Source organism: Shewanella colwelliana ATCC 39565 (assembly GCF_000518705.1).
GTDB classification, from domain to species: Bacteria; Pseudomonadota; Gammaproteobacteria; order Enterobacterales; family Shewanellaceae; genus Shewanella; species Shewanella colwelliana.
Genome location: NZ_JAEC01000025.1, coordinates 1 through 24479 on the forward strand (window position 1 = coordinate 1; position 24479 = coordinate 24479).

Consider the following 24479-nt stretch of genomic DNA (forward strand, 5'->3'; position numbering starts at 1 on the left):
ATTCGATAGCGTTGAAGCGATAGCCTACTGGCTTCAATGAGTATTCACTCGGTACAGAGTATAAGGTACCAACAGTGTCCCATTCGTCTAGAGGCCTAGGACACCGCCCTTTCACGGCGGTAACAGGGGTTCGAATCCCCTATGGGATACCACTTTCTTGAGTGGTTGACTGTAAAGTTAACGATTCGATAGCGTTGAAGCGATAGCCTACTGGCTTCAATGAGTATTCACTCGGTACAGAGTATAAAGTGCCAACAGTGTCCCATTCGTCTAGAGGCCTAGGACACCGCCCTTTCACGGCGGTAACAGGGGTTCGAATCCCCTATGGGATACCACATTTTAATTTTGTGTTATCTACTTTGTGTTATGCATGGTTACATAAAATTGGGGCCTTAGCTCAGCTGGGAGAGCGCAACACTGGCAGTGTTGAGGTCAGCGGTTCGATCCCGCTAGGCTCCACCATATAAGCGTTTAATTACGCTAAAAAAACCACCTTAGGGTGGTTTTTTTTCGTCTATAATTTGATGAGTTGGCTCAATAGAGGTGAGTTAAACTGATTGGATAAAACGAATGCTTGCTAACAAGCGACAAGCACTCGATGGGGGAGATGGATTGGTATTAATCGATACCCAAGAAGCCGCCCGTTTGATGGGCCCATAGCTGCGCGTAGATCCCGCCCTGGGCAATAAGTTGCTGATGAGTGCCTTGTTCTACTATTTTCCCTTGGTCGAGCACGATGAGTCGATCCATGGCCGCTATGGTCGATAGACGATGGGCGATGGCAATAACGGTTTTACCAGCCATAAGCTGATACAAACTTTCTTGAATTGCAGCTTCAATTTCTGAGTCTAGCGCTGAGGTGGCTTCATCAAGTAACAAAATCGGTGCATTTTTAAGTAGCACGCGCGCGATGGCTATCCGTTGGCGTTGACCGCCAGAGAGTTTCACACCTCGTTCTCCCACTTGAGCATCTAAACCATGGTTGCCTTCAGGATCACTTAGCGCCTGAATAAATTCATAGGCTTGAGCTTGCTTAATTGCATCTTCTAACTCCTCGTCGCTTGCATCCGGTTTACCGTAACGAATATTGTCTCGAATAGAGCGGTGAAGCAGGGAGGTGTCTTGGGTAACCATGCCGATACAAGAGCGCAGTGAATCTTGGGTCACCAGACGAATGTCTTGATCATCAATGGCGATAGAGCCATTTTCAACATCGTGGAAGCGCATGAGTAGGTTCACTAAGGTTGACTTCCCCGCACCAGAGCGACCAACGAGGCCAACTTTTTCGCCGGCTTTAATGTTGAGGTTAAGTGTGTCTATCACACCTGAATCTTCGCCGTAGTGAAAGCTGACCTGTTCAAAGTCAATTTTCCCTTGTGAGACACACAGTGCGGCAGCATCTTCACTGTCGGTGATCGCCGTTGGCTTGGATAGTGTATTCATGCCGTCTGTTACGGTACCGATATTTTCAAATAGGGAACTTATCTCCCACATGATCCATTGAGACATGCCGTTAAGTCTTAATGACAGGCTTACTGCAACCGCTATAGCGCCCACTGTAATGGCACTGTCTCGCCATAGCCAAATAGAAACCGCTGCAATGGTAAAGGCCAATAGGTAGTTGATCACCTGCACGCTGACGTTGATTCCCGTTACTAGGCGCATCTGGCGATACACTGTGTCGAGAAAGCCTGACATGCTGTCTTTGGCATATTCAGCTTCTTTTTGTGTATGAGAGAAAAGCTTAACGGTGGCGATATTTGTGTAGCTGTCGACGATACGTCCGGTCATGGTTGAGCGGGCATCGGCTTGTTCGGTAGAGACTTTCTTTAGTTTCGGCAAAAAATATAACTGCAAGCCCACATACAATCCGAGCCAAACGAGCATTGGTAGCATTAGCCTGATATCAGCATCAGCGATAATCACCAACATAGAGACAAAATAAACCAAAATGTAGACCAATACATCGAGGAGTTTGGTGACTGTTTCTCTTACTGCAAGGGAGGTTTGCATCACTTTTGTGGCGATACGACCCGCAAAATCATTTTGATAAAATGAGACGCTCTGCCTTAGCAGGTAGCGATGGGCTAGCCAGCGGATCGACATTGGATAGTTGCCGAGCAGTCCTTGATAGACGATGAGTGCATGTAACAGCACCAATGCGGGGATCACCACCAATACCAAAATGGCCATGGTCAGCAGTTTATCGCCTTGCTCAGCAAACAGGGTTTCAGGCGTATGGCTACCAAGTAAGTCGACGAGGTCGCCCATGAAGACGAACAAGGACACTTCCAAAATCGCGAGCACGGCAGTCAGAAACGACATCAAGGCTAAGGGGATTTCAAATCCTCTGGTGTAGTGGCGACAAAAGGCATATATACCGCGTGGGGGCTGCGTCGGTTCATCATCGGGTAAAGCATTCACCCAGGATTCAAATAGTTTAAACATTCCTGTCCTTGTCGAGTTTAAATCGGTAAATCAGATAGACAGAGCATCATATCCTAGCTTTGATGTCATATCTAAGTTTTCAATTGTAAGATAATTCACCTTGGGTTCCGTTTTCCGCTAGTCAGTAATAGAAGCTTGCATTAGAGTGTCTTCAATCTTTCACGTGCCATTAAACGAGATACCATGAACACTACAAAGCGGTTTTCGGATGAGAGTTTTCGCCGTGCTCGACTGGCACGCGATGCGCGGTTTGATGGATTATTTTATGTTGGAGTGTTATCAACCGGTATCTATTGCCGTCCCATCTGCCCCGCGATGCCCGCAAAAGAAGAAAATGTTCGCTACTTCAACACAGCCTTAGCCGCTGCTAACCATGGGCTAAGGCCTTGCTTGCGCTGTCGCCCCGATAGCGCACCACATTCAAACCCGTGGATGGGTAATCAAACGAGTGTCAATCGCGCCTTAACCTTGATTAATGAAGGTATATTATCGGGCGTCGATAGCATTACGTTGGAGCAACTTGCTGAAAAGCTTGGTATTACTAGCCGTTATTTACGTGAACTGTTTAAAACTTATGTCGGGGCATCACCCAAGCAGTATGCGCTATATCAGCAGTTGATGTTTGCCAAACAATTATTACATCAAACAACTATGCCGATCACCGAGGTGGCATTTGCCGCGGGATTTAACAGTGTACGTCGTTTTAATGAAGCTATTGCACAGGAGTTAAAGTTAACCCCTAGCGCGATTCGAAAGCAGCGTGCGGTGGGCTCTGTGCAAGTACAAGCAAACAGTATCAACTTAAAATTATCCTACCGCCCGCCGTTTAATTGGGCGCATATGCGAGCGTTTTATCAATTGCGAGCCGTTGATGAGATGGAGTGGTTGGGGGATAACTCTTACGGCAGAACTATCACTTTAGGAAAGGTTCGGGGGTATTTCACGGCGGTGCATAATAGTGAGCAATCTTGTTTTGGCATTAACATCGTATTCACCGATACCGACGGCCTATTACAGCTTAAACGCATTGTTAGCCACATCAGACGTTTACTTGACCTTGATGCCGATCTTATTGAAGTGGAGGCCAGGCTTTCGCTGCTTGGCAATGCCCTGCCTAAGATTAATACTGGTGTTAGGATCCCCGGCGTTTGGTCTACCTTTGAAGCCGGTTGTCGTGCGATTCTTGGGCAGCAAGTTAGTGTTGAACAAGCGGTAAAACTGTTAAAGTTATTGACTGCTCACTATGGTGAACGTGTCACTGTTGGCGACCAAGAGGTGCTATTTTTTCCCTCAGCCGAGGCGATTGCCAAGGCGGAATTGACTGAGCTCAAAATGCCAGGCTTAAGAAAATCTGCGCTGCGGGCGTTAGCAGTTTTTGTCAGCGAGTGTCCAGATAGTGATGTTGAGCAATGGTTGAAGATTAAGGGGATTGGGCCTTGGACCGTCAATTATGTGCGCCTACGTGGATTGAGTGCCCCCGATTGTCTGCTCGCCGATGATCTTGTGGTCAAAAATCAGGTGTTAGCCAATATAAGCAGCGATCCGCAGGAGTCTGAGCTTATCGACATAATACATGCCAAAGATAAGGCCGCGATAAAAAGCTATTACCTTGAAAAGAGCCAACTGATTGGCCAAGCCATATCCCCATGGGGGAGCTATTTAACGTTTCAACTTTGGAGTCAACAATGAGCCGTGCCATTGCAGCAAAATACACCCCTTTCTATCGTCATCAACACCACAACGAGTACCTGCCGGTGGTCAAGAGGCAATGGACCAACGCGATGGGCACCATGGTGTTAGCGGCCAATGAATATGGCTTAACTGATTTGACCTTTTTGTCTCAAAACGAGGAGTGGCCAACCAGAAATATCACGTTGATGGACGGCCTTCCTGCAGCAAAAAACTTGGCTGAACAACATATAGACCAAGCCGTTAAACAAATAGAGCTGTATTTAAACGGTGAGCTTAACGAGTTTTCTGTGCCATTAGCCCCCGTGGGCACTGAGTTTCAGCATCAAGTTTGGCAGGCACTATTAGCCTTACCATTTGGCACTGCATGCAGTTATAGTGATATCGCTAAGCAGATCGAGCGGCCTAAAGCGGTGAGAGCCGTTGGTAGTGCTAATGGTGCTAACCATATTGCCTTGTTGATTCCCTGTCACCGGGTTATCGGTAAAAGCGGTGCTTTAACGGGCTATGCGTATGGGGTGGAGATTAAGCGTCGCCTATTAATGATAGAGGCTGCAATTTAAGGGATAGAGCCAGCCACTTATTATCACGTGCAGGCCAAACATGGCAATTAGCTATGTTTGGCGCGAGTCGTTCAATGAAATAGTAAGCTTTCCCGCAGCTTTTGCAGTACAATGGCTGGCTATATAATGATTTAGTAGCCAGTTAATCCATGACCCAAGCAACACCAGTAAACCCATCCGCTCAACAAGAGAATAGTGCTGTTTCTTTTGCCCAAATGAATTTGGCAGCGTCGCTGCAATCTCGTTTGGCTCACCTTGGTTATACCCAGGCGACACCTATCCAGGCGCAAGCTATTCCTGTCGTGCTTGCTGGACGCGATCTGTTAGCTGGAGCGAATACTGGGTCGGGTAAAACAGCAGCCTTTGCATTACCATTATTACAAAACCTGGTGGGTAAACGCGCATCTGGCGGTAATTTTGTTAGCGCATTAGTATTAGTGCCGACCCGCGAGTTGGCGCAACAGGTGGCAGACAGTTTCTTGAGTTATGGTGCTGAATTAGTCCCAAGAGCGAAAGTGGTCGCCGTTTACGGTGGTGTTTCAGTTAATACCCAGATGTTGTCGTTACGTGGTGGCGCTGATGTATTGGTGGCAACACCAGGACGTTTACTCGACCTGATCTCAAGTAATGCGATAAAGCTATCTCAGCTTAAAAGCTTGGTTCTCGATGAGGCCGATCGCATGCTTAACTTAGGCTTTACTGAAGAGCTAAGTCAGATTTTAGCGCTATTGCCTGCTAAAAAGCAGACACTGCTTTTCTCGGCAACATTTCCTGAAGAAGTACAAACTCTGACATCAAGTTTGCTGGATAATCCATTTGAGATCCAGCTACAAAGTGATGTTGAAAGTACCATTGCGCAAAAAGTGTATACCGTTAATCGGGAACGTAAAAATGCGTTATTGGCTGAACTTATTAAGGCCAATGATTGGCGCCAGGTGTTAATCTTTGCCAGTGCTAAGAATAGTTGTAATCGTATTGCACAAAAGCTCGCTAAACAGGATATCGCTGCGGAAGTTTTTCATAGCGATAAAGCTCAAGGTACGCGTAATCGCTTACTTGAGTCATTTAAGCAGGGGGATGTGACGGTATTGGTCGCAACAGATATCGCCTCGCGTGGTATCGATATCGATAAATTGCCTGTAGTGATTAACTATGAACTTCCACGCAGCCCTGCCGATTACATGCATCGTATAGGTCGTAGTGGCCGTGCTGGAGCCGCAGGTGAAGCAATAAGCCTTATTAGTCATGAAGACTATCATCACTTCAGTATTATCGAGAAGAAAAACAAAATTCGTCTAGTGCGCCTGCAATACCCTGGTTTTGAGGCTGATGAAGAAGCGCCAGAAGATTGCCCGTCAAGACTTGATAAGCCGATGGCAAAACCTGAAGGAACTGGCAAGAAAAAACGCAAAAAGTTACCTAAGATCAATGAAGAGCTTTGGAATAGTAAGTCATAGTAGTCGATGCTTGGTTTCATTAACTTATTGATATAGGAAGGGTTATGCAGCACCTTTTTTGGTTGGTCGAAGGTAAAATCGCTGGGCGTTGTGGCCCGAATAAAGTGATGTGGGATATTGCATTACTTAAGCAAGCGGGGATTGGCGCGGTTATCTCGGTTAACGGCGGAGACATGTGCGACACGCTAGAGTTTGATAAGCACGATATTTTATACGCCTGCGTGCCTTTTTCTAGCAACGTACCGCCGACAGAAGATGATTTAGCTCTGTGTGTCGAGCAACTCCCCAAGGCATTAGACTTTATTCGCCGCTGCGAAGAAGAACAGATCCCTGTGATGATCCATTGTCGTTCGGGTAAAGACCGAACAGGCTTGTTGATGGCCTATTATTTGATGCAAAATGGTGCTGCGCCGTTGCATGCTGTGAGTCAGGTCAGAGCGATTAGAGATATCGCTTTTACCGCTGAAGGTTGGGATCAATTTGCCTTTGATGTGTTGTACGCTTTACAGGACTAATGCACATAGCCTAAGTTAGTGCTTCTATTTATCATGAGGTAACAGCATTTGAATAGAGCGGCGATTCTGATTGTAGCATTATGTTTAACTTTGTTGGGCTGCGCATCACCGGTGGCGGATATTGATAAGCAAGCTAGCTATAAAATAGCGGCCCCCCAAGACAGCCCATTGTCTCGTTACCTCAATGCTGCGCTGTCTGCTCACCCTGAACAAACCGGTGTCTACCCTTTATCGAACGGCATCGATGCATTTGTTGCCCGCCTTGCTATTGTTGATAGTGCAACCAGCAGCATCGACATGCAGTATTATATCTATCGTGATGACGATACGGGCAAGCTGCTGATGTGGCATCTCATCGATGCGGCTAATCGCGGTGTCAGAGTACGTATTTTACTTGATGATTTGACGACAAAAACTATCGATCAAGCATTGATAGTGTTGGCCAGTCATCCCAATATTCATATTCGTCTTTTTAACCCCTCATACCAAAGAACATTTCGCAATATCGCTATGCTGACCGGTTTTTCTCGCTTAAATCACCGGATGCACAACAAGTCTCTGACTGCTGATAATAGGGCAACGATTGTTGGTGGACGTAACATAGGTAACGAGTACTTCTCCAATAACGAGGATGTCGATTTTGGAGATTTTGACTTGCTTACCATAGGTAAAGCGGTTGATGCGGTGTCAGAGCAATTTGATACCTATTGGAATGCGCCGATGTCTATCGACGTTGAAAACTTAATTGATGAAATTAACCCTCAGCAAGTGCTACAGGCTGAGCAGTATATGTTACAACAACGCGCATTATTTGCCGATAACGAGTATATGGGGCGCCTAGAGCTGAGCCAATTGCTTGGTGATCTTCAAGCACAGCACCTTGCGTGGTATTGGGGAGAGGGGAGAGTGGTTTACGATCCTCCAGAAAAGATCATTGGCGAAAATAGCCAGCAGTGGTTGTTGTCAGATCTGGGATTGTTTCTTGCTCAAGCTAAAGAGGAAGCATTGATTGTTTCACCCTATTTTGTGCCTACTAAAGAGGGAACGGATGATTTAGTTGCTGCGGCTAAGTCGGGTTTAACCATCACAGTTGTCACCAATAGTTTGGCCGCGACAGATGTGTTGGCAGTTCATGCGGGCTATCAGCAGTATCGGCAACGCTTGGTAGAGCATGGCATCGCCCTTTATGAGGTTAAAGCCGACCCCAATAATCGGCCCTCCGCATGGAAAGGGAGTTCTCGCAGTAGCTTGCATGCAAAGACGTTTATTTTAGATAGAAAGTCGGTATTTGTGGGATCATTTAATTTCGATCCGCGTTCGGCATGGATTAATACTGAGCTTGGCATCATATTCGACAATCAAGAGTTTGCGAGTGGATTGCAACAAAGTATTGAACTATCGCTTTTACACACCGCCTATCGTGTTGGGATACAAGGTGGGGAGCTAGTGTGGTTCGATGATAAGGATGACACTGTGCGCTATGCTGAGCCTGATGCGAGTTTCTGGCGTAAGTTTATGGCTGATTTGTTGGCGCTATTGCCAATAGAAGCACAACTTTAGTCAAGTTACCCTAGTTTGAGCATCGTCAATAATGGCGTGGTGTGCTAGGGTTAAACTAGTCACAATATTTAGTGAAATATCGGTAACAATATGAAAAGTAAGGCTAGTCAATCTCAAGGTTTATTGCTGTTTAGGTTGTCGCAAACCCAACTCTTTGCCTTAGGGACGCTTAAAATTCGAGAGCTTGTACCGTTCACTTCCTTAAGTGCTATTCCTAAGTCACACCCAAATGTACTTGGCGCTGCTACGGTACGCGGCCAAACCATCCCCATTATCGACATGGCAGCTGCTGTTGGTTATGCGCCCATTAGTGAAGCGGATCGTCTTAAAAGCTATATCATCATTACTGACTGCCAGCGTATGGTGATGGGCTTTTTGGTACGCTCAATCGATAAAATTATTGAGTGTAATTGGCGTGATATTGAATCGCCACCCAATAACTTAGGTAAGAATGCCTACTTAACGGGTGTCACGCGTGTAGAGGATAAACTGGTACAGTTGCTGGATGTCGAGTTATTACTTTCTAAAGTGTTTCCCCCTAGCCCTGAAACCACGCGAGCGATTTTGACAGATGTTCAGCGAGAGATTTTGAAGCCGCTGAATATTTTGTTGGTCGATGATTCTTTGGTGGCGCGTAAGCAGCTTTCCGATGCGCTTGATAGCATTAATATTCCCTATTTGGTGACCTCCGATGGCCGAGAGGCACTTGCGATTATGGAACATGCCTCTCAAGAGGGGCGGCCAGTGGATCTGCTGGTGAGTGATATTGAGATGCCGGGGCTCGATGGTTACGAATTAGCCTTTGAAGTGAAAAACACCCCATCATTGGCTAGCGCCTATATTATTTTGCATACCTCGTTGTCCAGTGAGATCAGTGTCAGTCAGGCCCATCAAGTTGGTGCCGATGAGGCATTAACTAAGTTTGATGCCCACGAACTGATTGATGCAATGTTACGCGGTGCTAAACGCTTTGATACTAATAAAGATTAGCAGCATGTTATTGTTATGCTGCTAATGCGTAATTTCCAAACTTAAAATGGCCATAGCGCTAGACAATTCCAGTGACTTTCTATACAACTTCAACATGAAGGAAGATTAATATTGGGCTTTCATCTGTTTGAGCATGCTTTTACTTTCGATATGCTTTCATGTGGCACTGCGATTAACGTTGGCTACATGGGCGACGACAATAATATAAAAATGAAAGTAGGACATTTTTAAGCATGTTGAATTTTTCGCCCACGTATTAAACCTAATAATTTATAAAGACAGGTCAATCAATGAATCAAAATAATTCACTATTTGCCAAGCTGGCAGATGGCAGTCTCGTGCTTCAAATCTTGATAGGTATTATTGCAGGGGTTTTGCTGGCGACGTTTTCGAGCTCCTCTGCGTTAAGCGTGGCTTTCCTTGGCGATCTTTTTGTGGGTGCATTGAAAGCGATTGCGCCCATATTAGTGTTTGTATTGGTGGCAGCTTCGATTGCTAATCAAAAGAAAAACGCTAAAACAAATATGCGACCTATTGTTTATCTTTACCTCTTCGGAACCTTTGCCGCTGCGATCACGGCGGTCACGATGAGTTTTCTATTTCCCACAACATTAGTCTTAGCGACAGGGGCTGAAGGTGCCAATCCGCCTGAAGGTATAGGCGAAGTGATTCACACCTTGCTGTTTAAATTGGTTGATAATCCAGTCAATGCGCTGATGACGGGTAACTATATTGGCATCTTAGCCTGGGGTGTGGGTTTAGGCCTAGCGCTGCATCATGCTAGCGATAGCACCAAAACAGTATTTGCGGATATCAGTCATGGCGTTTCACAAATGGTACGCTTTATTATTCGTTTAGCACCCATTGGTATTTTTGGCCTAGTGGCTAATACTTTTGCACAAACGGGCTTCGAAGCGATAGCTGGATATGCTCAGCTATTAGCCGTGCTGCTTGGGTCAATGTTGATCATCGCGCTGGTGGTTAATCCGCTAATCGTGTGGTTTAAGATCAAACGTAATCCTTATCCATTGGTGTTTATGTGTCTTCGTGAAAGTGGTGTAACGGCTTTCTTCACCCGTTCAAGTGCAGCAAACATTCCCGTCAATATGGCCTTGTGTGAAAAACTGGATCTGCATGAAGATACTTATTCTGTCTCGATTCCACTCGGTGCGACCATTAATATGGGCGGCGCGGCCATTACGATTACAGTGTTAACCTTGGCAGCGGTTCATACTTTAGGTATTCAGGTGGATATCTTAACGGCCATTTTACTCAGCGTGGTTGCTGCTGTGTCAGCTTGTGGGGCGTCGGGGGTCGCAGGTGGTTCACTGTTGCTGATTCCACTGGCTTGTAGCCTGTTTGGGATATCTAATGATGTTGCCATGCAAGTGGTTGCGGTAGGCTTTATTATTGGTGTAATTCAAGACTCGGCAGAAACTGCGCTTAATAGCTCTACCGATGTTATCTTTACCGCATCAGCATGTGAAGCCGCTGAACGGCTGCAAGACAATAGTTAACCTGACATAGACAGCAAAACGAAAAGGAGCCATTGGCTCCTTTTCGTTTTTTTAAGCGCCAACAATACCTAAAGGTTTACCCTGTTGCCACATTCCCCGGGTAAAGTCAGGGAAGGTGACCGATTGGCTACGATTTTTGAGAGATTGTTCACTCAGGATACTCACCACCGACCAAGCCGCACCATCATAAACATCTTGATCGAGTGCTTCACCATTGCGTAGACAGTAAACCATGCGCCACAGCATGAGAAAATCCATGCCACCATGACCACCATTTCGTTGGGCTTCTACGCCCATTTGTTGCCATAGTGGGTGATCGTATTTGGCATACCACTTATTCATGTCCGTATCCCATTGATGATAACTTTGTGGGCTGCCATCGCTGTTCTTACTAAGGCTAGCCGTTTCTAACGCAATTCGATTAGGAAACCCGGCAAAAACCCCATTAGTACCTTGGATTAGATTATGTCGACTGTAAGGGCGCGGCGTTGTGGTGTCATGCTGAACCATAATGGTTCGCCCATTAATTGTTTTGATGAGCGTGGTGTTAATATCGCCATTGATATAGTGGAGTTGATTACGCTCATGGTCGCTAGGGAACTCACGCTGGGCATAGCGTTGACGCCCAAGAGCTGGCGAACTCATTGACGTTAAATAGTCGAACCGATCACCACGGTTAATATTCATATATTGAGAAACCGGACCTAAACCATGGGTAGGATAGAGATTGCCATTACGTTTGGTATGCCAGTAGGTTCGCCATGAACCGGTTTTATGTTCAATCTCTTTCATTTGCCAACGTAGTTCATGGATGTAGGCGGCTTCTCCATGGAGCAGCTCGCCAAATAGACCTTGTCTCACCATGTTTAGCACCATCAACTCATCTCTACCGTAGTTGACGTTTTCCATCATCATGCAGTTTTTCTGCGTGCGTTCTGCGGTATCAACGAGTTGCCAGCACTCTTCAATCGTTAACGCAAGTGGCACTTCAACAAAAGCGTGTTTGCCGCTTTCCATAGTGTCGATTGCCATGGGGGCATGCCATTCCCACGGGGTCGCGATAATGACGATATCAATGTCATTACGGCTAAGCAGGTCTCGATAAGCATGTTCTGAGCCTGTATAAGATGTTGGCTTGTTAAGTCCTTGCTTGCTAACAAACTCAACGGCGCGCTCCAGCACCTCTTGATGGGTGTCACAAATGGCTTTTATTTCGACACCCTCGAGATGACAGAAGTGCTGAACATGGCCATAACCTCGTTCACCCACACCAATAAAGCCAACACGAACCGTATCGAGTTTAGGGGCGACAAGTCCCATTACTGATTTGCCTAGAGGAGGAGCGGCTTGTTGTGATTGAGCTGCGTAGCTCATTTTTGTGGTGACAAGCCCTGCTGCGGTCAACCCTGCAACTTTTAAAAAGTTACGCCGATTAAGATCCTTCATTGTATGTCCTGTTGTTATATCATTGTTTTTATTAAGAAGCGTCCTTGCCTGTCAAGGGCTTACAGACTTTACTCAAGTCTTAGATCACTATTGGTTTGTTATATCAAAGAAAAACCCTAAATACATCGCTTGCTTAACTGATCGGAGCCGTTACGATTTTGTATTCACCTTTACTGAATTAATGCATTAAAAGTGATTTAGATCGCGTTTTTATTTTATTTGTCGGTTACAATTTAGTACAAGGGTGAAGGGGAACAAGTTTTAATTGATTGGTTTTCTGATAGTTTTATTCACAACATTGCAACATGTTCAGCGGTTAGAGGTTAAATAAATATGGAATCAAAGCTTAGAGTAATGTTAGACAAAACCAACGTGAATGGTTCGCAGTCATTACTTCAAGTTATCGAGATGCCAGTCGTTGAAAAACGTAAGCGTCTAAATTGGCAGGAGCAAGATATGGATAAACGCGAAATTATTGGTAACTGGATTGATGAACGCCCTTCTTTGGGTGACAAGATCACCCTGTATCGCCAAAATGATAAGTTATTTCTAGAGACTTGGTATAACGATGGCTGCCATAGCTTAGATGAGATGCAAGCAACTGAGGTCGAAAACGGCATTAAGCTTGAAGACTTAGGGGGCAATCTTTTTGGGGAGTACTTTTTACTCTCAGCGGATAACAGCCTACAGTTTTGTAATAGTAGCGAATGTTTCTATACCGCTAAACGCGCTGCTGCCTAATTGATGTCGAAACCGTGTGATTCTCATGCCTCACACGGTTTTGGTCGCAATTAAAAAGGGTGTTTGCTGAAAAAGCTGATGGGTGCTTTAGTGTAAGGGTGCAAAATCTGAAGGTGCTGTGCGTGTAAACACAAGCGATCCGCGGCTTTGATGATCTGTTCATCGCCATAAAAATCATCCCCTAAAATCGTGTGTCCTAACGCTTTCATATGCAATCTTAGTTGGTGTGTTCTGCCAGTGATCGGCTTTAGCTTAATTAACGTGCTATTGGCTCTGCGCTCCATTACCTCGTAATAAGTTGTCGCGGCTTTACCATTCACATCAATTTTTTGCAGCGGCGGGTGTTCGCTGTTAGCCATCATCGCCAATGCAATTTTCCCCTTATCATCGGTCACTATCCCTTGTACTTCGGCGACATAGTATTTCTCTGTGACTCTATTCTGAAATTGCGTTTTTATGTTTGACTCAGCCTTTTTGTTTAAGGCGAAGACCATAATACCTGATGTGGCACAGTCGAGCCGATGCACCAAAATCGCTTCAGGGTAACGTTGTAATAAACGATTAATCGCACAATCAAAGGTATTTTCTGCTCGACCAGGATTAGACAGTAAGCCAGAAGGTTTATTGATAACAATAATGTCCCTGTCTTGGTAACGTATGTCTAGCCAAGGTATTGAGGGGGGCTGATAGCTAAAAATTTTCATTGGTTCTCCTTCGGCGTGATCCTACCAAATTCGAGTGGCTGTGCCTACAAGCACCAAGCACCAAGCACCAAGCACCAAGCATCAAGCATCAAGCATCAATAGTGTCGTGGCTAGTTAATTTGTGAACATTCTGTTAAGTTTGCAAAAGTGATGGCAAATGAGAAGACGTTGTGACCAGAGTATTAGTAAGTCAGTTATTAATCGCGGCAGCATTGCTTGTGAACACTTGCACTGCCAGCGCTAAACCTGCTGTGTTGGCGTCGGACATCTGGTGTCCTTACGTGTGCGATGCACAGGCTTCACAGCGTGGCTATGTGCTTGATTTGACACAGCGAGCGCTTGAAATTGCTGGGCAGAAAAGCCAATTTGAAATACAACCTTTCTTACGTACCCTAGAGAATGGTCGGCAAAGTAAAGTGGATATTGTGTTGGCCGTGACCGCCGAGCACCTTAAAGAGTACGAACTTACCTCATCTCACTCCATCATTGGTCGTTATAGTAATGATTTTTATGTCAATAAGAGTGATCAATGGCAATATCAAGCTCCCGATAGCTTACTGACAAAAAATATCGCTGCCATACAAGGTTACACTTATGGGCAGGTACTCGATGACTTCTTACCTACACTGCCTAGCCTTTATCTTGCATCGGGTAAATCACAGCTAGAGATGAATCTTCAGCGACTAATTAAGGGGCGAGTGAGTATTATCTTAGGTAATCGTCATGTCATTGAGTATGTTGCTGCTGAGCAAGGTTTAATACCTCAGATACGCTACGCGGGCAGTGAAGGTGAGTCGATGCCACTGTTTATTGGTTTTAGCCAAAATGCTGTTCAAGAGGGACTGCTGGAGCGATTTGAAACGGGGCTTAAGCTCCTTCAACAAAGTGGTGAATATCAGCAAATCTTGGCCCGTTACCGCATCTCTTTTTAGGCCATAATAATGTTGCCTTTGCCAAGAGGCCTTACTTATCACTTTCATCAGAGTTGCTAAACGTGTCTTGGCGCATCTTAGCTATTTTATAGAGAACCTAAGCTGCGTTATGATAAGCCCTTTCGAGTCACCCGCCTTCATATTATGGAACACTTATAATGACAACAGACAAGCACTATTTTATTGGCAAACCTGGATTTAAATGGGGGGAGGTTGAGAAGCTGGCATGGCGACAAGCACAGCTTATTAAGCGCTCTTACCACCAAGAGGTTGTGACGAAAATAGAGGCATTATCGCTAGACTATGATATTGAGCAATATGGCCAATTAACTTATGACGAAGGCCATTACCCCCTTTATGTGGTGAAGAGTAAAAACTTCTGTATCACTAAACCAACCGTGTTAGTCACGGGGGGGGTGCATGGTTATGAAACCAGTGGTGTACAGGGAGCGATTCGATTTTTAGAAACCGCAGCGAAAGCGTATACCCAAAGATTTAATATTGTGGTTGCACCATGTGTGAGCCCATGGGGGTATGAAACCATTAATCGCTGGAATCCTTTTGCTATCGACCCCAATCGTTCATTCTATCCCAATAGTCCGGCAGCAGAGTCTAATGCTTTGATGAAAATGGTCAGTGCACTTGGTGTAACGCTCATGGCACATATCGATCTCCATGAAACTACCGATACGGATAATAGTGAGTTTCGTCCTGCGCTGGCAGCAAGAGAGGGGATCACCAACACCAATTGGAATATCCCTGATGGATTCTATTTAGTTGGTGACAGTGAAAACCCGTGTGATGATTTTCAATCTCACATCATTGATGCGGTTCAAGGGGTGACTCATATCGCTCCTGCTGATGAAAATGGCAAACTCATTGGGGCGGCGGTCACGCAATTTGGCGTGATAAATTATGCCACTAAAGCCTTAAGCCTCTGCACCGGCTTTAGTGATGCTAAGTTCAATACCACCACCGAAGTGTATCCCGACAGCCCTTTGGTTGACGATGAGAATTGCATTGCGGCGCAAGTCATGGCTGTCACCTCAGGACTGGACTTTATTAGTCACGCAGCGGTATCGAAATAAGACAAGCCGGCATAAGACAAACAGGGTTACATGAGCCCGCTGATGATGGCTAATGCAACGCTGAGAAATAGCAACCCAGTTATCAAATTGATGATTGGGGTTGCACGTTTCATGGTGAGCTGTATTGAAGGCTTTGAAAGTACTAACGCGATAAGGCTAAACCAAACCATAGAGAGCAATAGCAACATGACAGCGGCTGTGAGTTTGGTTAGCAGGTTTATCTCTGGAGTGATCATGGCTGAGAATAGGGTGATGAAAAACACCAATGCTTTTGGGTTGAGAAGATTGGTGTAGAGCCCCTGCATAAAGCCTTGTTTAATTGTTAATACCGCAGTTGCTGACTGCTGAACAATAGTCGATTGTTTATCTTGCCAATGGCTTATTGCAGCGCGAATCGCACTCATTCCCATCCAGCCTAAGTAACAGGCACCTATCAATTGTACCGCCATAAACAGGTGTGGTGAGCTTTTTATCACTAAGCTAACACCTGTCAGACTGAAAATAGTATGTAGCAAAATTGCCACTGATATCCCAGCAGCTGACGCCACGGCGGTGCTGCGTCGCTCTTGGGTCGCCATTTTAACGACGAGCGCAAAGTCGGGGCCAGGGCTTGCCAATGCGACGGTATGAATGACCGCTAATGAGAGTAAGAGTTGCAGTTCTATTGCCATTAAATATTAATCCTTGCTGCGCAGTGTTTATCTGTCTGTTGATAGCATAGTGCCTCAGGCTCAATGGCATTGATTGTAAAATATTGCACGCTAACAGGGTTAACGCATACCAGTCAGTATAAAGAGGTGTTTTGACGCTGACTTCTGCGTTGAATTACCTCACTTGAGAATAAGCGTTTCCTCATCCTTATAATTTGAATTAGTTGATAAAAAACACATTGAGTTGAGTGTTTTTGTATTGGTCGGTATAAGTTCATTCACGCGCAGATGCAAATCTTAACCCGCTTGTTATGCTTTAAATAACCCGTTTTTTAAAGTCTGATGGGGTCACCAGATAGGCTCTTTTAAAGGCTTTATTGAAGTGACTTTGGTCAAAAAATCCCACCTCATATGCGGTATTAATCGCACTATTGCCGTTTCTGAGTGATTTTTTAGCATATTCTAATCTTAGCCGGGTGAGGTAAGCGTGGGGTGTCATTCCCATTGCTGTTTTAAACTGGCGTAAAAATTGGAATTTACTTAAATCAACACTAGAGGATAACTGTTCAAGATTAATATCACTTGCTAGGTGTTCATGCAAAAGCTGTTTTACGCGAGACAATTCCATGATGCCTAACTTAGCTGAAGGCTGGATCAGTTTAGGACTTTGACCGTAGTGGCCAAACAATTCGGTAACAAGCGCCAGCAAGGTGGTTTCGGCCTCTAATCGACTGAGTCGCTGACGCTCGGTGGTCAGCAATGTATGCAGCAGCAAGAACTGTCGTTGTAGCACTTGGCTGTTAATTATTGGTGTTTGGAAAAACAGTGCGCTGACTCCAACCTCTGTGGCTATCTCTTCAACAAGTGAGCACGGCAGTGACATAACATGGACATGGTAACCGTCGGCGTGGAGACTGTGTCCGTTATGGCACTCATCAGGGTTCAATATGGAGATATTACTAGGGGTGAGTTGATAATGGGTGCCCTTGTGAAGATATTCTTGCACGCCTTGAGATACAACACCAATGTGGTAGTCGAGGTGAATGTGCTTTTCAAAGCTGAACGAGTTTAAGTGCGCGCGGCTGAGCTCAACCTCTTTATGTATGGGATGAGTCCAATACTCAATATGTTCATCCTGGTGGGGCAATGTCGTCTCAGTGTCTTTAGCGGGTTTATTTTCAGTCTAGCTTAGTGGGTTTTAACCTGACTAGTAAATTATTGCACAGCGGCGCGGCAAAAAATGAACTATCTGCATTTTGCACCGTGAATTATGTAGAGTATTAGCCCATAATAGGCTCGCAATTTTTGCTTGTCGTTAACATTATTGGAGCGAAGCCGTGAAAGGACAGATCATACGTGAAATGAAAGTGCAGCCTCAAATTGAATCTGAATTTGAGGTGCAAAGACGTATTGCCTTTATAAAAACTAAGCTAAGAGAGGCAAATGCGCATACGTTAGTGCTGGGGATCAGTGGTGGTGTTGACTCTTCATTGGCGGGCCGTTTATGCCAACTTGCCGTTGATGAGCTGAACGCTGACAAGCAAAACGATGAATATCAGTTTATCGCGGTAAGGTTGCCGTTTAATGTGCAAAAAGATGAAGATGAAGCGCAGCTTGCATGTCAGTTTATCTCTCCTTCAAAGCAAGTCTCGGTGAACATAGGTGAGGGGGTTGAAGGGATCCATCTGCAAACATTGGCTGCGCTCGAGGTTGCTCAAGTTGGGTGTAGCGGTGCCAATGCAGATTTTATTAAAGGTAACGTCAAGGCAAGAATGCGTATGATTGCCCAATATGAAATTGCTGGCTTCACTGGCGGATTAGTTGTGGGCACTGATCATAGTGCCGAAAATATCACTGGTTTTTATACCAAATGGGGCGATGGTGCCTGCGATTTAGCGCCACTCTTTGGCTTAAGTAAACGTCAGGTTCGCCAGTTAGCAGCGTTTCTAGGGGCGCCTGATTTGTTGGTGCGCAAAGCGCCAACGGCTGATCTTGAAGAGGACAAACCGCAGCTCGAAGACGAAGTCGCATTAGGGTTAACCTATGATCAAATTGACGATTTTTTAGAGGGTAAGTCTGTTAGCAGCGCAGTGGAAGATAAGTTGATTGGGATCTATAAGCGGACACAGCATAAGCGTCAGCCTATTCCTACTCTCTACGATTAATCATTAATAAAAAGGCGCACACAGCGCCTTTTTCAATCGGCAATGGCGTTAAGATATTGGCGTAACTCGTTAATCGTCCGGTTGGGTAATTGGCGATAGTCTAGGTAGGGTAACAATATTCTGGTTTGATTTGCTCCGCTTACATCCATAAAAGATTGAGGCGTCAGCTTGATATCAATCCCCAGTTTTTGTGCACTCTGCTGGCCGCAAATTAGATGGATATTTGCCTGCTTTTTGTAATCATCTGCAGTAAATTGAATTTGCGTATCTTGGCGCAGTAGCGATGCTTGATAGCGGCGCCAGTCATCATCTGGTGCACTGATCTTTGCCATGATGACGCTTATTTTACGCCAATGATTACCGTTTAGAGCGACGATGCTCGCCATTGCATTAGGTTGTTGGTCGTGCCAATTGAGTGGCAGTTGTGGTGGGTTAGGTAGATAAAAACACCACTTTGCTGACTCTTTGCCAAAGCGTGTATCAGGTAGCATAAATTCTAATGACTGTTTTGCCTAAGTTAGGCTGGAGTTTACCTATTAAAGCCATGTATGTTAATGGCTATGTTTACTATGGACATGCAAACATCTGATGAAGACAATTGTGATCAGTTCGACCAAACATCTAATAATGGCTTTGACCTATGCCACGCTGGGCATTTTAGCTGCGCTGCTCATTGCAGCGGTTTGGTTTCTAAATAGCAGGACAGATTTAGACATTTGGCACACCATAGATTTATCGCATCAATTTAAACACCATGGTAAGGTGATTAACTTCAAGCAATACCTTGATGCTGAAAATCGTCAGTTTGAAGCCCTAGAAGCGCAAATTTATCAAGCCACTGCCAAACTGCCTCATCAAACATTAAACCGTTATTTCCATGGTAGTTATTCCGACCCCAACAAATGGTCTCAAGACTGGAATCGCAGTTTTGAATGGCCGTTAGACGATGCCCCTTTGGTGTCCTGCTGCTTCACGGCATGTCTGACTCTCCTTATGCGCTATCTCATTTTGCCAACCATTATAAAGGCCGCGCTCATGTGCTGGGGTTACGATTGCCAGGTCATGGCACCATTCCCTCGGGGTTGGTTAATCTGACATGGCAGGATATGGCCGCCGCAGTTGCATTGGCAACTGAGCATCTTTCGCAGCAATTGGGTGATAAGCCTATTTATGTTGTTGCTTTTTCAACTGGTGCTGCATTAGCACTGAACCATGAGCTCGAAGCCATTAATCGTGGCAAACAGCCTGCTTATCAAGGGCTAGTTTTTCTTTCACCAGCCATAGGTTTACCGCCAGTTGCGGCTGGGGCCAAATGGCAAGATAGATTAGGGCAGGTGCTGGGGCTCGATAAGCTGAGTTGGAATACGATTCAGACCGAATATGACCCGTTTAAATATAATTCCTTTGCTGTGAACGCTGGAGATGTGGTGTATCAGCTCGCCATTGAGAATCAACGGCTGCTAAGTTTGTTGACTGCTAACCAACTCGGCCTGCTTGGGGATATTTTGACTTTTCAGTCTATTGTTGATGATACCGTCTCAACCACAGCCGTGTTACAAGGCTTATATCAGCGATTACCTAAAAAATCGCATCAGTTAGTCTTGTTTGATATTAATCGACTTAAGGTGAATATGGCGTTGGTTGAGAGAGATCCTAGACAGCGTATTCAGCCCTATCTCGATTCACCGTTGAATCAATTTGAGCTCACGGTGGTCGAAAACGGGCTGAATCAATGGGATCAAAGTCAGGTGAGTGCCGCCGTTGTTGCCAATGATTACCTAGGCAATGCCTTATTGCGCACGACACCAATTAACATTGCCTGGCCACGAGGCGTCTATTCATTATCTCATGTCGCGCTGCCCTATCCTGAACATGACAGTCTTTATGGGTTACAACGTAATGATGTCGTTGAGCGAGTGCGCATCGGTGCTGCGGCCAGCCGCGGAGAGCGGGGGGTATTAGGTGTCAGCGCCGCAGAGATGTTGAGGCAGAAATGGAATCCATTTTACCCCTACATGATAGATCGACTAGACACCTTTATTGACGAGGCTAGCTCAGTTAGTCATCGCTAGCTAGCTGAGTGCTGATAACCTTGTTTCTGCCAGCTGCTTTCGCCTCATAAAGGTTTAAGTCAGCCATCTTGAACCAATGGTCAATGTCGTTGATGTAGCCGGCATTACTGATGACGAGGCCGGCACTAATACTGATATTAATACTGAGCGATTCATTGATCACTATGGCTGTTTGATGTACCTGCTCTCTAAACTGATCTAGGTGCTGCTCAACCTGCAGTGCATTACATTGCGGCAAAATAATCAGAAACTCTTCGCCACCATAACGCGAAACAATATCGGTATCCCGTTTAAAATAGGCTTTCATCAGTTGTGCTAACTTGATGAGTGCGGTGTCGCCAGCCTGATGGCCGTAGGTATCGTTAATCTGCTTAAAGTGGTCGATGTCAATAATACAAAATGCGAGTGCTGCGTAACTGCGCTTACACATGTCATGAATGGCTGGGAAATGGCTTTCAGCATAACGGCGGTTATAGAGTTGCGTAAGTTCATCTTTTTCTGCCAAAGATTGTAATTTCGCATTGGCATCTTCTAATTCAATCGTGCGAATGGCGACTTTCTCCTCCAGCTCTAATTGATAGCTAATGAGCGCTTGCTTACTCTGTTGAATGCTTTTAGACAGAGTGTAAATTTCCAGTGGCGTGCTGTCATTAAGCTGCTCTAATGCTTTGTTATCTTTTCCCCATTGATTAAATTTCTGTGCGATAGACTCTAACGGCTCAGTTAATCGGCCGCTGATCACCTGAATGAGCAACACTGTGGTGACAAACGCAAATAGTAAGATGGTAAAGGTGGTTAGATATTGTTGCTCTACTTGTTTGATGAGCGGTGAAAATGGCATCACCACATAGAGCGACCAACCATTTTTGAGCACATATTTAGAAAAAGCAAACTCGGGGCTAGAACTGCTTAAATTATTAAAGTTAATCATATCTAAGCTTGTTTTATATTTGAGCCCCATTGTTGACGATTTTAGCGGTGTTAACGGGGTCATCTCGAGTGATTTAGAGGCGTAAATGACCAAATTGTTTTCATCAACCAACACCATAGCTTGTTGCTGATATTCTCTATTTCTTTCATCAATTTGTGCAAATTTGGTCAGGTTAAGTGATCCCTCAATAATGCCGCGCGGTTTAATTTGGTCTCGTGAATCATAAAGTGGTGCACTGATAGCGACAATGGGATCGTTACCAAAGCCACGACCTAAAAAGGCGGGTGAGATAAAACTGAGTTGATTATAAAAGGCTTCTTGAAAATAGTGACGATCTTTAATACTCAAGCTTTTATTGTTCAGAGTGTCTTTACCTAGCCGAGATATGGGGCTTGCAGCCGTGATCAAGCCTTGCTCATCAGCAATAAGCATCGAGATAAAATAAGGGTAGCTTTGATGTAACTTAGTCAATAAACCTTGCCACTTAGAGATATCTTGATCGGTAAAGCTTAACCATCGGGCTGCATTATCGATAGCGCGAATATGATTATCGATAAAAGTTTGCGTGGCTAAACCCAGGTGGTTGGCAGAGTCATCAAGGTTACGTTTAACATCTATTTGCTGTTGATTGATTGAGTTGTTATTGAAAATAAAAGCGGAAACCAACAAGGCTAAAGTTAAAATTTGGGTGAAGGTATATGTTAGCTGCGCATTGAAACTTTTGCGTTTTTGAGTACTAATTCTGTCCTTTATATGCAGGCCGCTAGGTAATAGGGTAACAATAATTGAGCCCAATGCTGTGTACAGCATGCCATTAATCCCTTGTTTAAGGGTGATGAATGTCATGTAGCTATCAGGTAGTTCAAACACTAGCTCGGCGAAGAGATAAAAAATAGGCATGCCTAACAGTAGCCAGAAGCAAATGTCAGCAAATAGCGAATAGACATCACGTCGTCTCGCAAACCCTAACCATATTGCTTCTAATGGGAATAGCAGGAACATATGCCAACTATCCCAAGCGAGATATAACCCAGCAGAACAGAGTAATGCAGTGATCAGTGCATACCAAGGGCCCGCAAAAATCGCCACAATAACGAAAAATAGGTTACCGATGATCATCTGCTGATTGCCAAAGAGTGGAATTGGATAAAGGTTAACCAATAGGCCTAAGAGACCTAAAACGAATGCGAATGCTAAGTGCTGCTTATTTATCAATTTTATGAAATCCTATTCAAAACTGATCAGACTCTACTCGTGATGCCGATCACATAAATCCTAGTAACTGGCAGTGTAAGTTAATCGTATGTTAAATGCTAACTAAATGTTTCTAATCATTGTTTAGTTTCTACCAACTCACATTAGTGATTAATGAGTTAGGGATAATCTCTATGGCAATTTGCTATATATTAGGCTAACGAGCAGCGTCCAGTGCGGATGAGTGGTGCAAGGCTAGAGTGACAGGCAGTAACAAAAAAGACACACTAGTTGTCTTTTCCCGGCCGTACTAATTTAATAGATAAGCAGAATGTGAGGACAATGAGAACGCTTTGGGACTATTGTCAGATGTTCAATATGTAAAATTATAAACGCCACCCAGAAGGGTATCACTTATAGAGGTTTGGTAAGCCCCTAATTTAATTGCATGAAAACATGATTGTTTGATGTATATCGGTGACAACACAGACTAAGTCACATATAGTCATTTAAAAACTGCAACTCGTTCAGTAAAAGTTCAGGTTTTTAGATATATGGATTAAATGCAGAATGGAATCTGAAGATTATATTTTTCTTATTTGCATGATGATTCCCTGACTTTGCTAAGGTCAAAACTAACCCTGAGCCGGGGGCGTTTTATGACTGTGATGGCGTTATTTTTGGCGAAATATAATATGAAACAAATCTTAGTTGCTGTAACGGGGGCAAGCCCTCAAGTACTAACTGAAACCTTGTATGCATTGCACATACAAGGTAAACCGACGCCTGATGAAGTCTTTGTGATCACCACTAAAAGTTCCAAACAGATGTTGGTAGAGGGATTGTTTGAGCAAGGGCATTGGCTGCGGTTAATTGAAGACTACTCACTACCGCCCATCACATTTTCTGAATCAAATATCTGGGTCATTAGTGACGAGCAAGGCAATGAGCTAGAGGATGCCAAGAGGGAAGAAGATCAGTCTACAATGGCAGATTTTATCACCCGTAAGATAGCCATGCTAACAGCTGACACTAACTGTGCTATTCATGCATCTATTGCAGGAGGCCGTAAAACCATGGCCTTCTATATGGGGTATGCCATGTCGCTCTATGGTCGTGAACAAGATGCCTTGAGTCATGTGTTCGTCGACGATGAATATGAGTTTGTTAAAAATTTTTATTATCCAACGCTTCAAGATAACTGGATTGAGGGAAAAACGGCTGGCAGCCGAGTCAATACCAAAGATGCCCAAGTTACCCTTGCTGAGATCCCGTTTGTACGCATGCGCAAGCAGTTTGAATCGGACCTGTTAAATCAACTTGAAGACAGTTCTTTCTCTAAAACTGTTGCGCTAATGAATGCTGCTAGCCAGCCATTGGCAGTCTCTATCAATTTGAAAACAAAAAAGCTGAGTGTTTTAGGGGTTGATATAAAGCTCTCAGCCAAGCTGTTAGCCCTCTACCTGTTTATGCTCTCACAACCTCAGCGGCAAATTAAAGTTGGTTCTGGGTTCATCAAAAATACCGAATTTACTAAACAGTACCTAAATCACTTCAATCAAATGAATGGCGATATACGTGTTTACAACACCTTTGGTTTAGAAGACGAGGGCGATTGGGTTCGCGGTCAGTTTGATAACTTACAGCCTATGACGGCAAAGTTCATTCAAGAGGTACTTAGTCAGCTCCATAAGAAGCTGATGCACCACTTACCAAGTGACGTGGTAGATAAAATAAAAGTGCACTCAGATGGAGTAAAGGGCGGAGCTACTTACTCAGTATGCAATGAGCTTACTGTCGATGTGATTCTTCCGTAA

The 24479-nt window shown here is 44.7% G+C and carries 19 protein-coding genes, 3 tRNA genes and 1 pseudogene; 16 read left to right on the top strand and 7 right to left on the bottom strand.

The annotated features are described in order from the left end of the window. Positions 1-76: 76 nt before the first annotated feature. The 3 genes from L876_RS0111820 to L876_RS0111830 all read left to right on the top strand — a co-directional run bounded on the left by L876_RS0111820 (position 77) and on the right by L876_RS0111830 (position 462). Positions 77-152, top strand: a tRNA-Glu gene (locus tag L876_RS0111820). A gap of 107 nt (positions 153-259) precedes the next feature. After that, positions 260-335 (top strand) — tRNA-Glu (locus tag L876_RS0111825). A gap of 51 nt (positions 336-386) precedes the next feature. Next, positions 387-462, top strand: a tRNA-Ala gene (locus L876_RS0111830). Positions 463-618: 156 nt separating this feature from the next. On the opposite strand, the gene L876_RS0111835 is transcribed toward L876_RS0111830, so the two are convergent. Next, a complete protein-coding gene (locus tag L876_RS0111835; protein WP_028764001.1) occupies positions 619-2448 on the bottom strand; it encodes an ABC transporter ATP-binding protein in 1830 nt (609 codons plus the stop codon). Between the two features lie 183 nt (positions 2449-2631). Here L876_RS0111835 and L876_RS0111840 point away from each other — a divergent pair, with 183 nt between their 5' ends. From L876_RS0111840 to sstT, 7 genes are all read left to right on the top strand, one after another. Beyond that, a complete protein-coding gene (locus L876_RS0111840; protein ID WP_028764002.1) occupies positions 2632-4137 on the top strand; it encodes a DNA-3-methyladenine glycosylase 2 family protein in 1506 nt (501 codons plus the stop codon). Then, positions 4134-4700, top strand: coding sequence for a methylated-DNA--[protein]-cysteine S-methyltransferase (locus L876_RS0111845; protein WP_081730692.1), 567 nt, complete (start codon positions 4134-4136; stop codon positions 4698-4700). The genes L876_RS0111840 and L876_RS0111845 overlap by 4 nt, the downstream gene beginning before the upstream one ends. Positions 4701-4849: 149 nt before the next feature. After that, positions 4850-6157 (top strand): DEAD/DEAH box helicase, encoded by a 1308-nt coding sequence (locus L876_RS0111850; protein WP_028764004.1) that lies wholly within the window; start codon positions 4850-4852, stop codon positions 6155-6157. 44 nt (positions 6158-6201) lie between these two features. Next, positions 6202-6672 carry a dual specificity protein phosphatase family protein gene (locus L876_RS0111855; protein ID WP_028764005.1) on the top strand — a complete coding sequence of 157 codons (471 nt, stop codon included), beginning with the start codon at positions 6202-6204 and terminating at the stop codon, positions 6670-6672. Positions 6673-6720: 48 nt separating this feature from the next. After that, positions 6721-8232 (top strand): phospholipase D family protein, encoded by a 1512-nt coding sequence (locus L876_RS0111860; RefSeq protein ID WP_028764006.1) that lies wholly within the window; start codon positions 6721-6723, stop codon positions 8230-8232. Between the two features lie 90 nt (positions 8233-8322). Continuing rightward, a complete protein-coding gene (locus L876_RS0111865) occupies positions 8323-9222 on the top strand; it encodes a chemotaxis protein CheV (RefSeq protein ID WP_028764007.1) in 900 nt (299 codons plus the stop codon). A 290-nt stretch (positions 9223-9512) separates the two neighbouring features. Continuing rightward, a complete protein-coding gene (sstT, locus tag L876_RS0111870; protein WP_028764008.1) occupies positions 9513-10739 on the top strand; it encodes a serine/threonine transporter SstT in 1227 nt (408 codons plus the stop codon). Between the two features lie 51 nt (positions 10740-10790). On the opposite strand, the gene L876_RS0111875 is transcribed toward sstT, so the two are convergent. Further along, a complete protein-coding gene (locus L876_RS0111875) occupies positions 10791-12185 on the bottom strand; it encodes a Gfo/Idh/MocA family protein (protein WP_028764009.1) in 1395 nt (464 codons plus the stop codon). A 333-nt stretch (positions 12186-12518) separates the two neighbouring features. On the opposite strand from L876_RS0111875, the gene L876_RS0111880 reads away from it, so the two are divergent. Then, entirely contained in the window at positions 12519-12926 is a 408-nt protein-coding gene (locus L876_RS0111880; RefSeq protein ID WP_028764010.1) for a hypothetical protein, read from the top strand. A 50-nt stretch (positions 12927-12976) separates the two neighbouring features. On the opposite strand, the gene L876_RS0111885 is transcribed toward L876_RS0111880, so the two are convergent. Then, a complete protein-coding gene (locus L876_RS0111885) occupies positions 12977-13630 on the bottom strand; it encodes an RluA family pseudouridine synthase (RefSeq protein WP_028764011.1) in 654 nt (217 codons plus the stop codon). A gap of 170 nt (positions 13631-13800) precedes the next feature. Between L876_RS0111885 and L876_RS0111890 the strand changes: the two genes are divergently transcribed. Both L876_RS0111890 and L876_RS0111895 read left to right on the top strand, forming a co-directional pair. After that, the gene (locus L876_RS0111890) at positions 13801-14562 is read left to right on the top strand and encodes a substrate-binding periplasmic protein (protein ID WP_028764012.1); all 762 of its coding nucleotides are present in this window, start codon (positions 13801-13803) and stop codon (positions 14560-14562) included. A 158-nt stretch (positions 14563-14720) separates the two neighbouring features. After that, positions 14721-15650, top strand: a complete 930-nt coding sequence (locus L876_RS0111895) for a M14 family metallopeptidase (RefSeq protein WP_028764013.1) — start codon at positions 14721-14723, stop codon at positions 15648-15650. A 26-nt stretch (positions 15651-15676) separates the two neighbouring features. Here the strand turns inward: L876_RS0111895 and L876_RS0111900 are convergent, their stop codons facing one another. Beyond that, positions 15677-16315 (bottom strand): LysE family translocator, encoded by a 639-nt coding sequence (locus tag L876_RS0111900; RefSeq protein WP_028764014.1) that lies wholly within the window; start codon positions 16313-16315, stop codon positions 15677-15679. A gap of 301 nt (positions 16316-16616) precedes the next feature. Then, on the bottom strand, positions 16617-17447 hold the full coding sequence (locus L876_RS0111905; protein ID WP_028764015.1) for an AraC family transcriptional regulator: 831 nt from the start codon (positions 17445-17447) through the stop codon (positions 16617-16619). A gap of 190 nt (positions 17448-17637) precedes the next feature. On the opposite strand from L876_RS0111905, the gene nadE reads away from it, so the two are divergent. Then, the gene (nadE, locus tag L876_RS0111910; protein ID WP_028764016.1) at positions 17638-18465 is read left to right on the top strand and encodes an ammonia-dependent NAD(+) synthetase; all 828 of its coding nucleotides are present in this window, start codon (positions 17638-17640) and stop codon (positions 18463-18465) included. A gap of 32 nt (positions 18466-18497) precedes the next feature. Here nadE and L876_RS0111915 read toward each other — a convergent pair whose 3' ends face one another. After that, on the bottom strand, positions 18498-18956 hold the full coding sequence (locus L876_RS0111915) for a DUF6942 family protein (RefSeq protein WP_028764017.1): 459 nt from the start codon (positions 18954-18956) through the stop codon (positions 18498-18500). Between the two features lie 97 nt (positions 18957-19053). On the opposite strand from L876_RS0111915, the pseudogene L876_RS21660 reads away from it, so the two are divergent. After that, a pseudogene (locus tag L876_RS21660) lies at positions 19054-20537 on the top strand (alpha/beta hydrolase). Here the strand turns inward: L876_RS21660 and L876_RS0111930 are convergent. Further along, a complete protein-coding gene (locus L876_RS0111930) occupies positions 20524-22683 on the bottom strand; it encodes a sensor domain-containing diguanylate cyclase (RefSeq protein WP_051413099.1) in 2160 nt (719 codons plus the stop codon). The pseudogene L876_RS21660 and the gene L876_RS0111930 sit on opposite strands and share 14 nt — an antisense overlap. A 674-nt stretch (positions 22684-23357) precedes the next feature. Here L876_RS0111930 and csm6 point away from each other — a divergent pair. After that, positions 23358-24479 (top strand): CRISPR-associated ring nuclease Csm6, encoded by a 1122-nt coding sequence (gene csm6, locus L876_RS0111935; RefSeq protein WP_037428603.1) that lies wholly within the window; start codon positions 23358-23360, stop codon positions 24477-24479.

Coding starts and splice junctions, on each gene's coding strand:
- L876_RS0111835 (WP_028764001.1), bottom strand. CDS start 2,448: ATGTTTAAACTATTTGAATCCTGGGTGAATGCTTTACCCGATGATGAA.
- L876_RS0111895 (WP_028764013.1), top strand. CDS start 14,721: ATGACAACAGACAAGCACTATTTTATTGGCAAACCTGGATTTAAATGG.
- csm6 (WP_037428603.1), top strand. CDS start 23,358: ATGAAACAAATCTTAGTTGCTGTAACGGGGGCAAGCCCTCAAGTACTA.
- L876_RS0111915 (WP_028764017.1), bottom strand. CDS start 18,956: ATGCTACCTGATACACGCTTTGGCAAAGAGTCAGCAAAGTGGTGTTTT.
- L876_RS0111850 (WP_028764004.1), top strand. CDS start 4,850: ATGACCCAAGCAACACCAGTAAACCCATCCGCTCAACAAGAGAATAGT.
- L876_RS0111845 (WP_081730692.1), top strand. CDS start 4,134: ATGAGCCGTGCCATTGCAGCAAAATACACCCCTTTCTATCGTCATCAA.
- L876_RS0111840 (WP_028764002.1), top strand. CDS start 2,632: ATGAACACTACAAAGCGGTTTTCGGATGAGAGTTTTCGCCGTGCTCGA.
- L876_RS0111875 (WP_028764009.1), bottom strand. CDS start 12,185: ATGAAGGATCTTAATCGGCGTAACTTTTTAAAAGTTGCAGGGTTGACC.
- L876_RS0111880 (WP_028764010.1), top strand. CDS start 12,519: ATGGAATCAAAGCTTAGAGTAATGTTAGACAAAACCAACGTGAATGGT.
- sstT (WP_028764008.1), top strand. CDS start 9,513: ATGAATCAAAATAATTCACTATTTGCCAAGCTGGCAGATGGCAGTCTC.
- L876_RS0111865 (WP_028764007.1), top strand. CDS start 8,323: ATGAAAAGTAAGGCTAGTCAATCTCAAGGTTTATTGCTGTTTAGGTTG.
- L876_RS0111855 (WP_028764005.1), top strand. CDS start 6,202: ATGCAGCACCTTTTTTGGTTGGTCGAAGGTAAAATCGCTGGGCGTTGT.
- L876_RS0111885 (WP_028764011.1), bottom strand. CDS start 13,630: ATGAAAATTTTTAGCTATCAGCCCCCCTCAATACCTTGGCTAGACATA.